This is a genomic window from Agromyces terreus (assembly GCF_009749465.1).
Lineage (GTDB): Bacteria > Actinomycetota > Actinomycetes > Actinomycetales > Microbacteriaceae > Agromyces > Agromyces terreus.
Window position 1 is genome coordinate 676,733 of the sequence record NZ_WBIS01000001.1, and the last position, 12,540, is coordinate 689,272.

The following is a 12,540-nucleotide window of genomic DNA, read 5'->3' on the forward strand; positions in this document are numbered from 1 at the left end:
ACGATGCGCGCCCCCATCCGCCGCGCCGGCCGGGTCGGCCGAGGCTCCGCCGCCCGAAGGCGACGTTGGCGAGCCTTTCGACCCTCGCAGCCGGCGGGCTCATCGCCGTGGCCTTCGCGGGCTGCGGCATCGTCGGCCCAGGCCCGGTCGACACGACCGGCGCCACGCCGTTCGACGAACCGCTCGCGATCCCGCCGCTCGCCGAGTCGCACGTCGCCGCCGACGGCACCCGGGTGTTCGCGCTCGACGCCCGCGCCGGAGCGACCGAGTTCACCGCCGGCGTCGAGAGCGACACGTGGGGCTTCAACGGCGGCTACCTCGGGCCCACGCTCGTCGCCGACCGCGGCGAACAGGTGCGGATCGACGTGACGAACTCGCTCGAGACGGCCACGACCGTGCACTGGCACGGCATGCACCTGCCCGCGGCGATGGACGGCGGCCCGCACCAGATGGTGGAACCGGATGCCTCGTGGTCGCCCGCGTGGCGGATCGATCAGCCCGCGGCGACGCTCTGGTACCACCCGCACCCGCACGGCGAGACCGAGTCCCACGTGGCGAGGGGCCTCGCCGGCCTGTTCCTGCTGCACGACGAGGCCGAGCGTGCGCTCGGCCTTCCTGGGGAGTACGGCGTCGACGACGTGCCCGTGATCGTTCAGGACGCGGGGTTCTCGCGCGATGGGGAACGCGAGGACCCGCAGCGCGGCTACGCAGGCGGTCTCGGCGACGAGCTCATCGTGAACGGCACGCGGCATCCGTACTTCGATGTGACCGATGCACTCGTGCGACTCCGCCTGCTGAACGCGTCGACGGCCCGCACCTACGCGTTCACGTGGAGCGACGGTCGCCCGATCGAGCTCATCGCGACCGACGGCGGGCTGCTCGAGGCATCCGTCGCCCTCGATCACGTGCGGCTGTCGCCGGGGGAGCGCGCCGAGGTCCTCGTGCGCATGACGCCCGGCGAGACGGTCATGCTCCAGTCGCGCATGACGCCGGAGATCGCGGGGCTCGTGCCCGCGGTCGCCGCGACCAACGGCGGCACCGACGCCTTCGACGTGCTCGAGCTGCGCGCGGCGGGCGACCTCGAACCCGGGGCGTCCGTACCGGCGCGGCTCGTCGAGATCGTCGACTTCGACGCGGCGGACGTCGCGACGACCCGGCACTTCGAACTCGGCGACGGCTTCGAGATCAACGGCGAGGCGATGGACCCTGGCCGCATCGACGAGACCGTCACGGTGAACACCCTCGAACGCTGGATCGTCGAGAACCGGAATGCGGTGCCGCACAGCTTCCACGTCCACGACGTGCAGTTCCGCGTCGCGTCGATCGACGGCGCGCCGCCGCCGCCCGAAATGGCCGGGTGGAAGGACACGATCTTCACCGAGCCCGAGACGACCTACGAGCTGCTCATGCGGTTCGACGACTACGCCGACCCGAGCACGCCGTACATGTACCACTGCCACCTGCTGTGGCACGAGGACCAGGGCATGATGGGGCAGTTCGCCGTCGTCGAGCCCGGTCAGCGTGCGACGATGAGCGAAGGAACACACCATGAGCACTGACACCATGCCAACCGATCCCGCCGCCGCGGGCGAGGTCGAGCCGACGGATGCCGCGCCGCGCCGTCGCAGCTACTGGCGCCTCTGGGCGGGCGTGCCGCGCGAGCTCGGGTTCCTCATCCTCACGATGCCCATCGCGATCCTGGCGCTCGTCGTCGTCTCGACCCTGTTGTTCACGGGGATCGGCACCATCGCGCTCGTCTTCGGCGTCTTCCTCGTCGTCGCCGCGCTCGGCACGGCGCGAGGGTTCGGGGCGCTCGAGCTCGTCCGGCTCCGCTGGGCAGGCCAGGCAGAGATCGCCGAGCCCGTCTGGGGCCGCAACAACCCCGAGGGCGGCTTCTGGCGGGCGCTCTTCACCCCGTTCGTCGACGGCCACTACTGGCTGTACCTGCTGCACACGCTGGTCATCAACCCGATCGTCAGCGTCGTCACGTGGAGCCTCACGATCGCGTGGCTGTCGACCGCGCTGGCGGGCACGACGAGTTGGATCTGGCGCGGGTTCATCCCCGACTACGAGACCGACCTCTGGGTGCACGACGTCGTGCTCGACTGGCTGTTCCCAGGCAACGCGTTCGCGATCGACCCCGTCGTCGGCGAGACGGCCTTCGAGATCATCGTCGGCCTCCTCTTCCTCGCGACGCTGCCGTTCGTGTTCCGCGGCCTCACCCTGCTCCACGACGTGATCGCCCGCGGAACCCTCGGCGCCTGGCGCAGCGAGATGCTCGAGGCCAGAGGTCTCGCGGCTCTCCGCGTCGCGCGGCGCCGCCGTGCAGGCCGAGGACGCGTCGCTGCGCCGCCTCGAACGAGACATCCACGACGGTCCGCAGCAGCGACTCGTGCGTCTCCAGATGGATCTCGCGAGCATCGAGCGTGCCGTCGACCGCGACCCCGATGCCGCGAGGCGCATGCTCGGCGAGGCCCGACAGCAGGCCCGCGAGACGCTCGACGAGCTTCGCGCGCTCTCCCGGGGGTTCGCCCCGCCGATCCTGCAGGATCGGGGTCTCGCCGTGGCGCTCGAATCGCTCGGCGCACGCAGCACCGTGCCGGTCGTGCTCGAGATCGGGATTCCCGCCGACGGGGCGCCGCCCGTCGTGCCCGCCTCGATCGAGCGCAATGTGTACTTCGTCGCCGCCGAGCTGCTCACGAACGCCGTGAAGCATGCGGAGGCCCGCGGCATCCGACTGCGCGCGTCGTTGCGCGACACCGGGGCGACCGGGTGGTGGCTGGACCTCTGGGTGACCGACGACGGCCGCGGCGGCGCGACGTCGGTGCCCGGGCACGGGCTCGCCGGGCTCGAGGAGCGCGTCCGCGGGCTCGACGGGATCCTCGTCGTCGACAGTCCGGTCGGCGGTCCGACCTCGATCGGCGCGCACATCCCGTTCGTGCCCGTGGCGTAGGCCCGCCGGGCCCGCCGGTCGAGGAGGCCCGCCAGGGCCGTCTCGAGACCCACGGTGCCGGGCCCGCCGGTCGAGGAGGCCCGCCAGGGCCGTCTCGAGACCCACGGTGCCATCGCCGCCGCATCCGCTCGTCCACGGCGCTTCATCACTACGCTTGGCGGCATGACCGACCCGACGCACGCACCGCTGCGAATCGTCCTGGCCGAGGACTCCGTGCTGCTCCGCGAGGGGCTCGTGCGGCTCTTCGACGAGGCCGGCTTCGAGACGATCGCCGCTCACGGCGACGCCGATGCGCTGCTCGCGGCGTTGGACCGCGACGCTCCCGATGTCGCGGTGCTCGACGTGCGGATGCCCCCGACATTCCGCGACGAGGGTGTGCGCGCCGCGATCGAGATCCGGCGGCGACGTCCCGACATCGGTGTGCTGCTGCTCAGCCAGTACGTCGAGGGCACCTATGCGAACGAGCTGCTCTCCTCTGGAGACGGCGGCATGGGCTACCTGCTGAAGGACCGCGTGGCCTCGCTCGACGAGCTTCGCGACGCCGTCGAGCGCGTGAGCCAGGGCGGCACGGTGCTCGACCCCCAGGTCGTGCGCGAGCTGCTCGGCCGGCGCGGCGACCCGTTGGCCAGGCTCACGCCCCGCGAGCGCGAGGTCATGGCGCTCATGGCCGAGGGGCGCACGAACGCGGGCATCGCGAAGGCGCTGTTCATCGGCGTCGGCGCCGTGGAGAAGAACGTGACCTCCATCTTCCAGAAGCTCGCGCTGGAGGACTCGGGCACCGACCACCGCCGGGTGCTCGCTGTGCTGGCCTGGCTGCAGCGCTGAGCGGCCCCGCGGAGGTGCGATGACGAAAGCCCCGAGCGGATGCCGCGTGGCATCCGCTCGGGGCTTTCGGTCGTGTCGCCGTCGCCCGACGTGATCTCGCTACTTGACGGCGACGTGCGACGTCAGGAACCAACGGTCCTTGTCGAGGCCTCGACGGATCTCGATGGCCACGTCCTGGCTGGCCGGGTCGAGCTCCGCGAGCCCCTCGATCGCGTCGTTGACGCGCTTGGTCGCGAGGTCGATCTGGGCGACGACGTCGGCGATGGCCTCGTCGTAGGGCAGGAAGCCGAGCTTCGGGTTCGCCGCGCCGCTCTTGTCGGCCACGGTCGCGAGCCGGCCGTCGATCGGCAGGCCGAGGGCGACCACGCGCTCGGCCGCGGTGTCGGACCAGTCCTGCGCGTGCGCGACGACGGTGTCGAGGAGTTCGTGCACGGCGATGAAGTTCGCGCCGCGGACGTGCCAGTGCGCCTGCTTGCCGTTCACGGCGAGCGCGACGAGTTCGTGCACGACGGGCGTGAGGTACTGCGCCACACCCGTGGCCACATCTGCCGTCGAGCCGGTCTGCGGTGCGGTCTGGATGTCGGTCATCTGGTCCACCTTCCCTGAGGATCTTGTCGTTCCGTCGAGTACAACGCTACGCGTCATCCCCGGTATTTCAAGGAAGGGAAGGCTGGGCTGAACCGCCCGCGATCTCCCGTCGGCCCGCTGCGACGCTCAGGATCGCGCCGACGAGGCCGGCGGATGCGATCGCGGCGGCCGCGCCCAGCGTCAGCACATCGGGCGAGACGATCGACTGCCCGCGCAACGCCTGCCAGGCGACCAGCGCCACGATCGCCGCGTACATTCCGGTCGCGGTCCACACGAGGCCCACCCTGGCCCGGATGCTCCGCAGCATCAGGACCCGCCTCGCGGCGAGCTCGATCAGCACGAGCGCGAGCGGGATGAGCTGCAGCGCGTGCATGCCGACGAAGTGGGGGATCCTGAGGTCGCCGTGTTCGGTCGACCAGCCCAGGATCGCGATGCCGGGCCCGCCGTCGCCGGCGCCCACCGTGTGGGCGCCGATGATGTCGCCGTCGGACTCCAGTTGCGTCGGGGTCGGCATCGTCATGAGGAACCCCAGGCCGAGCCCGATCAGGCTCAGCACCGAGCCCGCGCGGACGGCGAGGTTCCGCGCCCGGTCGGGCGAGGGTGTGAACCACAGGAGCACCGCCGCGACGAGCGTCGCGAGCCAGAGCAGCATGATCGCCGTGCCCATGACCGACCAGAGGGCTTCGTCGAGCGGATTCGAGTTGTTGAAGTGGCTTCGGTGCCCGCGCACCACCTGGAGCGCGATGATGCCGAGCTCGACGAGCAATGTCGCCGAGATCACGGTGCCGGCCCACCAGGCCGCGCGGCGGAATCGTCGGAGCTGACCGATCAGCCAGGCCCAGGTGACGGCGTAGACGAGGATGGAGACGGCGAACTTGAACGCCTTCGCCCAGATCGGTGCGCCGAGGAGTTCGCGGTCGTCGAACACGAGTCCGATCGCGGCGATCACCGCAACGACGGCGCTGGCGATGGCGAGCCCGATGAGCGGGCGGTGCCAGCGGATGCGCTGCGGAAGCTGCAATCGAGGCGACGAGCTCCGGCGTTCGGCGGTGACGGGCATGGTGTCTCCCTCTCATGCGACGCCCGGAGTTCGGGCACAGGGAGAACGTATGGAGTGAGAGGCGGCACCCATCAGGCAGCGGGCCCCCGAAGGCGTCGGGGGAGAACCCCCGGAAGCTCCGCGCGCACGGGACGACCGAATGGATGCGAAGAAGCCCCGCCCGAGGTGATCGGACGGGGCTTCGGATGAGAGGGGATGACGGGAATCGAACCCGCGTGATCAGTTTGGAAGACTGAGGCTCTACCATTGAGCTACATCCCCGCGGCCCGCTCGCGGGCACCAGATCATCGTAGTACACCCGATGGGCCCGTTCGTGCAGCGTCGGGCGTCAGCGCATCGCGGAGATGGATCTGATCGCGGTCCGCGCGAGGCGCACCTGCCGCTCGTAGGTCGCGGCGAGCACCACGAGCAGCACCCCCGCGATTCCGAGCCACAGCCACCACCAGACGGCTTCGTACAGCGCGGTGATCGCCGGCCAGAACTGCACGATCGCGTGCACCAGCAGCACGCCGCCGCCGAGCAGGAACGGCGCCTGCCATCGTCGCTGGGCTCCGATGACGAGGCTCGTGAGCGCCGCCGCGCCGAGTGCGACGATGCGCCAGAGCTGGGGATCGGTGAAGTCGGCGCCCAGCGGCGGCAGCAGGAGCAACCCGATGCCGGGGCCGAGCGCGGGCCAGCTGCCGATGCCGGTGCGGGCCATGGCGATCGCACCGACCGCGATGAGGGCGAGCGCGACGGGGACCGTGATCACGTCGGCCGGATCGACGTTGCCGCTGACGAGTGCGAGGAGCCCGGCGAGCACGAGCGTGCCGCGCGCCGCCCAGGAGAAGACCGGGCCGCCGAACGGGCGCGCTCGGGTCGCGGTGCCGGCCACGACCGCTGCGCCGAGCACGAGGAGCAGGATCGCCGCTCGGAGCGAAGCCCGGTCGGCCGCCATGATCGCGACCACGCTCGGGATCGCGGAGAGCACGACGGATGCCGCGGCGATCCACTCCGCCAGCGCCGCCGGGTGCGACGAGGTGCGGGCCCACGCCACCGCCAGTGCCAGCCCGGCGAGCGCCGAGAGCACCGGCCAGAACTCGACCGGAAGGGCGCTCTCGGCCCCGCCGGCCAGCGCGGAGCCGCGCACGAGCGCCGCGCCCGTCATCCCCGTCCAGCCGGTCGTCGCCGCGATCAGGCGGACGGGAACGCCACGGCTCGACTCGGGAGCGAACATCGCCGCGAGCGTCACGACGGCGCCGGCGGCGACGAGGATGAGCGTTCGCAGATCGGATGCCGCGGTGGATCCGACGCTCGGAAGCACGGCGATCGCCGCGGCCGACGCGAAGAGCGCCGTGCGACCCGGGGAGACCGTGGCCGTGCTCGGATCGCGACGCCACGTGATGAGGGCGCCGCAGGCGGCCAGCATCGCCGCGAGGGGCAGGGTGTACGCCTCGACGTCGTCGACGCCGCGCCCCGCGAGCCAGGCGTAGACGGCCCCGATGGCGAGCACGGCGCTGAACCATGAGAGATGGCGCGTCGGGGCGTCGCCCGCGACCGGATCGCTGAAGACCGAGGCCAGCACGAGCGGAACGGGGGCGAGGACGAGCAGGGTGAGCCAGGCCTCACCCGAGGTCAGCAGGACCGTCGAGAGCGCTGCGGCGACGACCACGACGACGGCGGCGATCCAGGCCGCCGCGGCGGAGTCGGCCCTCGGACGCGCGAGCAGGTGGGCGAGCGCGGCGGTCACGAGGGCCGTGCCGGCGAGCACGTACCCGAGCTCGGCACCCGGAACGGTCACGGCGGCAGCCGCGGCGGCCGTGGCGATCGCGATCGGCACGAGTGCGGCGAACACCACGCGAAGCGGTTGCGGCGCCGAACGCCGGAGCCAGAACGCGCCGGCGAGCGCGAGGACGGCCGGCGGCGCCCAGGTCCACTGGGCGTTCGACGGCTGCAGGGGGAGCGAGGCGATCGTCTGCATCGCGGCGAGCAGCATCGGCAGCGCGAACGCCACCCGGTCGTGCTGCGGCGCAATGCGCGGTAGCGCTGCGAGACCCACGAGCGTGCCGGCGCCGGTACCGAGGCAGAGCCACCCCGTCGTGCCGGCATCCGCGAACGCGACGCCGAGCGCCTCGAGCCAGGGGACGAGCGCGGCGAGGGTGATCGCGACGAGGATGCCGAGCAGGGCCGAGTGCGCGAGCGCGATCACGGGCGCCGCCTGCGGCCCGCAGATCCTCGGGCAGGTGAGCCGGGCGGCGATGAGCAGCAGGAGGGCCGCCGACGCCGACCACGGCCAGATGGCCGGATCGCTGAAGCCGACGATCCACCCGAGCGCGGCGCTCGAGACGCCGACCGCGGCGAGCACCAGCCTGACCGCGAGAGCCGGTCCGTCGACCGGCGGCTTCGGCGGCGAGACGGTGAGGGCCAGCGCGCCGGCACCGATGCCGAGCAGGAGCGTCATCGACCACGGATCGCTCGGGATGACGGCTCCGGCGAGGATCGCGGCGGCGCCGAGCGCCGCGATGGGCACGGCACGAAGCGGTCGGAGTCTCCCGATGAGGAAGAGGAGCGTCGTGCTGCCGAGCGCGACCACGACCGGCACCCACGCGGCGGCCGCCTGCAACGTCGACGGGGTCGGGAACGAGGCGCCGACCCCTCCGGACCAGGGCGGAACGCTGCCCGTGATGCGATCCGTGACCGAACCGATGCCGATCACCGCACCGAAGCCGGCGGCGAGCAGCGCCACGGTGGCGGCCGCGCCGAGCGCATACGCGGCGTCGGTCCGCCGTGGGGCGCGTCGACCGACGAGGAGCGCGAGGATGCACGCGATGAGACCGGCCGCGGTGGGCGCGGCCCAGATCGCCGTCTCGGGCTCGAGTTCATCGGCGATCGGGACGGCGAACGCGAGTGCCAGGGCGAGTCCGGCGGCCGCGGCGGCGATGCGCTGCCAGGCGGGTTGCGCCATGCGTCGGGCGGAGAGGAGCGCGAGCGCCCACGCGGCGGCGCTTCCGAGGAAGGACCAGAGCTGATGCCATTCGAGCGACGGGAGGGCGAGCGGAGCGGCCGCGAGGGCGAGCACCCCGCCGAGATATCCGGCGCCCACCGCCACCGTGCGTTCCGGACCGCGGGGAGCGAAGGCGGCCAGCGAACCCGCGAGGGACGCGGCGAGGCCGCCGAGCCAGACCGCGGTGCCCGGCTCATCGTCGGGGGAGGCGCCGAGCCCCATCAGGAACACCCCGGTCGGCACGAGGATCGCCGCGGCGTGGCCCGGAACCCGGATGCCGCTCGATGCGCGGGTCGCGGCCAGCAACGCGGCCACCACGAGGAACGCGCCGCCGGTGTAGGCCGCGCCGTCGAGGCGGTCGGTGCCGAAGAGGCCGTTCGCCCGCACGATCCAGATGTCGAGCAGCAACAGCACGACCGCGACGCTCGCGACGCCCTCGGCGGTGCCCGGGAGTCGTCGCGCCCGCAGCAGCCAGGCGGCCCCGAGCACGAGCAGGCTGGCGACGGCGATGATGACCGAGCGCACCTCGAGACTCGCGACGAGGTAGGCGACGAAGAGGAAGACGATCGCGGCGACCGAGATGAGCACGACGCCGAGGGTCAGCAGGAGCACCTGCACCCCCGAGCGGCGCGGTGCCGCCGGTGCGGTCGCGGCAGGTCGCGAGGCCTGCGGCGTGGGAGCAGAAGCGCCCTCGACGAGCGACCGCGCCGCAGCCGGTGCAGCAGGGGCCGTCGGCGCGGCGGGCGCGACCCAGGTCGCGGGAGCGGGCGACTGCGCCGGAACCGTCGGTGCCGTCACGGCGGAAACGGGCGGCGCCGGAGCCGGCGCGGCGGCGGTCGCCTGCGCCGCGTACATGCGGCGGATCAGGTCGCGGCGGCGCAGGCCCTCGTCGTGGATCCGCCGGCCGCTCGCGAGCAGCTCGGCGGCATCGGGCACCGCGAGGTCGAGCCCGCACACGGCGCAGCGCGCAGCGGTGAGCGGCGAGAGGCACGACGGGCACGACGCGGTGTCGACGAATCGCGCGGGGTCCGCGGGCCAGCGGGGCAGCTCCGCCGGCATGCCGGCTGGGTGGTCGCTCATGCCACCACCTTGGCAGCAGCGGGAGAGGACGGCGGTCAACCGTCCACAGGCGCGTCGACCCCTGCACGGGGCATCCGCCCCGCCGCGGACGGACCGCGCAGGAACCGCCCATGGCCGTGCAGTAGACTTTTCTGGTCTACCCCGTGCACACGCCGTTTCGGCGTGCCCGCGCGTGGTGACTGACGAGTTGAGTCAGCGACTCGGGGCGTAGCTCAGCTTGGCTAGAGCGCCCGCTTTGGGAGCGGGAGGTCGCAGGTTCGAATCCTGTCGCCCCGACGAGTCGTGAGACTCGACACGAACTTCCACCAAACAGGAGATCTTCACATGCCGACCACTTCGGTTGAGAAGCTGAGCCCCACTCGCGCCAAGCTCACCATCTCGGTGACGCCCGAGGAGCTGAAGCCCAGCATCGCCCACGCGTACGAGCACATCGCCGAGCAGGTCAACGTGCCCGGCTTCCGCAAGGGCAAGGTGCCGCCGCCCATCATCGACCAGCGCGTCGGCAAGGGCGCCGTGCTCGAGCACGCCGTCAACGAGGGTCTCGACGGGTTCTTCCGCGCCGCGGTCACCGAGCACGAGCTGCGTCCGCTCGGCCGGCCCGAGGCCGACATCGTCGAGTGGCCCAGCGACAAGGACTTCTCGGGCGACCTCCTCCTCGCGATCGAGGTCGACGTGCGTCCCGAGATCGAACTCCCCGCCTACGAGGGCCTCGAGCTCACGGTCGACTCGGTCGAGGTCGGCGACGACGAGGTCACCGAAGAGCTCGAGCGTCTTCGCACCCGCTTCGGCACGCTCGTGACGGTCGACCGTCCCGCCGCCAAGGGCGACTTCGTGACGCTCGACCTCGTGGCCACGATCGAGGGCGTCGAGGTCGACACCGCCAACGGCATCTCCTACGAGCTCGGCTCCGGCGAACTGCTCGAGGGCATCGACGAGGCGCTCGACTCGCTCACCGCGGGCGAGACCACCACCTTCGCCTCGAAGCTGCTCGGCGGCGAGCACGAGGGCCAGACGGCCGAGATCACCGTCACGGTCGGCGCCGTCAAGGAGCGCGAGCTGCCCGAGGCCGACGACGACTTCGCCCAGATCGCGAGCGAGTTCGACACGCTCGACGAGCTCACCGCGAGCCTGACCGAGCAGGTCGCCCGCAACAAGTCCTTCGGGCAGGGTTCGCAGGCTCGCGACCTGCTCGTCGAGAAGCTCCTCGAGCTCGTCGAGGTCCCCGTCGCCGACAGCGTCATCCAGGACGAGGTGCACCGACACCTCGAGGGCGAGAACCGCCTCGAGGACGACGAGCACCGCGCCGAGGTCACCGAGGCCAGCACGAAGGCGTTCCAGACCCAGATCGTGCTCGACGCGATCGCCGAGGCCGAGCAGGTCAAGGTCAGCCAGGAGGAGCTCTCGCAGTACCTCGTGCAGGGTGCGGCGCAGTACGGCATGGACCCCAACGAGTTCGTGCAGATCCTGAGCCAGCAGGGCCAGATCCCCGCCATGGTGGGCGAGGTTGCACGCAACAAGGCCCTCGCGATCGCACTCGGCAAGGCGAAGGTGACGGATGCCTCCGGCAACGCCGTCGACCTCTCCGAGTTCACCGCCGTGGTCGGCGACGACGAGGGCGACGAGACGGCCGCCGCCGAGGCGCCCGCCGCCGACGAGGCCGAGGCCCCCGCGGCCGAGGAGGCCGAAGCTCCCGCCGAGGAGAAGAAGCCGGCCCGCAAGCGCGCGCCGAAGAAGGCCGACGCCGAGTAAGCGGGCGAACGCGCACGCAGGGCCGGACGGGAGACCGTCCGGCCCTGCGTCGTTCCGCCGGTGCGGCATGAAGAGAAGGGAACGCCGTCATGGACGACTGGGAGCGGCGCATCGCCGCCGTCTGGGAGCACGCCTCCGGCATGGACGAGGTCGGGCTCATCGACGCGATCGACGCGATCGCGGCCGAGCGAGGCACGGACGATGCGCGCGCCGAATTCGAACGGGCCGGCGCGCGAGACTCCGGCGGACGCCCCGATGAGGCCGTCCCGCTCTACGAGCGCGCGCTCCGGCTCGGACTCGACGACGAGCACCGCCCGCAGGCCGTGATCCAGCTCGCCAGCAGCATCCGCAATCTCGGCGAGGTCGATCGTGCGATCGGGATCCTCGAGGCGGAGCTCCGCGAGCACCCCGACGCAGACTTCCGCGACGAGGTCGCGGCTTTCCTCGCGCTCGCCCTCGCGAGCTCCGGACGGGCCGGGCAGGCGACCTCGGTCGCGCTGCTCGCGCTCGCGCCGCACCTGCGGCGGTACACGCGCTCGGTGACGAACTACGCGCGCGAGCTGGCCGGCTGACGCTCCGGCGGCGAGCACGCGCCTCGATCGGTCCGCTGTGGGCGAACCCGGTGCGACGCGGCATCCGCCGAGGGCGAACAGCCGCTTCCGTGCGTGTTGCACCGGATAGATTCGACACAACGCGACAACGCAGAAGGAGCGACACATGGCCGAAGCGACACCCGGCACCGGAGTTTTCGATCGACTGCTGAAGGACCGCATCATCTGGCTCGGGTCCGAGGTGCGTGACGAGAACGCCAACGAGATCGCGGCGAAGCTGCTGCTGCTCGCCGCCGAAGACCCGAAGAAGGACATCTACCTCTACGTCAACTCGCCCGGCGGCTCCATCACGGCCGGCATGGCCATCTACGACACCATGCAGTTCGTGCCGAACGACATCGTGACCGTCGGCATCGGCATGGCCGCCTCGATGGGCCAGCTGCTCCTCACCGCGGGCACCAAGGGCAAGCGGTACATCACGCCGAACGCCCGCGTGCTCCTGCACCAGCCGCACGGCGGCTTCGGCGGCACGGCGAGCGACATCCAGACCCAGGCGCAGCTCATCGTCTCGATGAAGAACCGGCTCGCCGAGATCACCGCCGCGCAGACCGGCAAGTCGGTCGAGCAGATCAACGCCGACGGCGACCGCGACCGCTGGTTCACGGCGCAGGAGGCGCTCGAGTACGGCTTCGTCGACCACATCCGCGAATCCGCGCTCGACGTCGCCGGCGGCGGCGGAACCCAGGCGTAG

Annotated in this window: 9 protein-coding genes, 2 tRNA genes and 1 pseudogene; 8 read left to right on the plus strand and 4 right to left on the minus strand. The window is 72.0% G+C overall.

Translation table 11 applies throughout. The features are described 5' to 3' along the window. Window positions 1-65 precede the first annotated feature (65 nt). From GQQ92_RS03045 to GQQ92_RS03055, 4 genes and pseudogenes are all read left to right on the plus strand, one after another. A complete protein-coding gene (locus tag GQQ92_RS03045; protein ID WP_232057453.1) occupies window positions 66-1,559 on the plus strand; it encodes a multicopper oxidase family protein in 1,494 nt (497 codons plus the stop codon). A gap of 124 nt (window positions 1,560-1,683) precedes the next feature. Further along, window positions 1,684-2,190, plus strand: a pseudogene (locus GQQ92_RS16725) (sensor domain-containing protein); the annotation flags it as partial. A 133-nt stretch (window positions 2,191-2,323) separates the two neighbouring features. Next, complete coding sequence (locus GQQ92_RS16730) at window positions 2,324-2,953, plus strand: sensor histidine kinase (protein ID WP_232057454.1); 630 nt, start codon at window positions 2,324-2,326, stop codon at window positions 2,951-2,953. 162 nt (window positions 2,954-3,115) lie between these two features. Then, complete coding sequence (locus GQQ92_RS03055) at window positions 3,116-3,778, plus strand: response regulator transcription factor (protein WP_156997734.1); 663 nt, start codon at window positions 3,116-3,118, stop codon at window positions 3,776-3,778. Window positions 3,779-3,877: 99 nt separating this feature from the next. Here GQQ92_RS03055 and GQQ92_RS03060 read toward each other — a convergent pair whose 3' ends face one another. The 4 genes from GQQ92_RS03060 to GQQ92_RS03075 all read right to left on the minus strand — a co-directional run bounded on the left by GQQ92_RS03060 (window position 3,878) and on the right by GQQ92_RS03075 (window position 9,489). Beyond that, window positions 3,878-4,366 (minus strand): Dps family protein, encoded by a 489-nt coding sequence (locus GQQ92_RS03060; RefSeq protein ID WP_156997735.1) that lies wholly within the window; start codon window positions 4,364-4,366, stop codon window positions 3,878-3,880. 67 nt (window positions 4,367-4,433) lie between these two features. Next, a complete protein-coding gene (locus GQQ92_RS03065; protein WP_156997736.1) occupies window positions 4,434-5,426 on the minus strand; it encodes a hypothetical protein in 993 nt (330 codons plus the stop codon). A 190-nt stretch (window positions 5,427-5,616) separates the two neighbouring features. After that, window positions 5,617-5,687, minus strand: a tRNA-Gly gene (locus GQQ92_RS03070). A gap of 67 nt (window positions 5,688-5,754) precedes the next feature. Beyond that, the gene (locus GQQ92_RS03075) at window positions 5,755-9,489 is read right to left on the minus strand and encodes an SCO7613 C-terminal domain-containing membrane protein (RefSeq protein WP_156997737.1); all 3,735 of its coding nucleotides are present in this window, start codon (window positions 9,487-9,489) and stop codon (window positions 5,755-5,757) included. Window positions 9,490-9,690: 201 nt separating this feature from the next. On the opposite strand from GQQ92_RS03075, the gene GQQ92_RS03080 reads away from it, so the two are divergent. The 4 genes from GQQ92_RS03080 to GQQ92_RS03095 all read left to right on the plus strand — a co-directional run bounded on the left by GQQ92_RS03080 (window position 9,691) and on the right by GQQ92_RS03095 (window position 12,540). Further along, window positions 9,691-9,765, plus strand: a tRNA-Pro gene (locus GQQ92_RS03080). A 48-nt stretch (window positions 9,766-9,813) separates the two neighbouring features. Next, window positions 9,814-11,238 carry a trigger factor gene (gene tig, locus GQQ92_RS03085; RefSeq protein WP_156997738.1) on the plus strand — a complete coding sequence of 475 codons (1,425 nt, stop codon included), beginning with the start codon at window positions 9,814-9,816 and terminating at the stop codon, window positions 11,236-11,238. Between the two features lie 89 nt (window positions 11,239-11,327). Beyond that, window positions 11,328-11,810, plus strand: coding sequence for a tetratricopeptide repeat protein (locus tag GQQ92_RS03090; RefSeq protein ID WP_156997739.1), 483 nt, complete (start codon window positions 11,328-11,330; stop codon window positions 11,808-11,810). A 109-nt stretch (window positions 11,811-11,919) separates the two neighbouring features. Beyond that, window positions 11,920-12,540 (plus strand): ATP-dependent Clp protease proteolytic subunit, encoded by a 621-nt coding sequence (locus tag GQQ92_RS03095; protein WP_255368772.1) that lies wholly within the window; start codon window positions 11,920-11,922, stop codon window positions 12,538-12,540.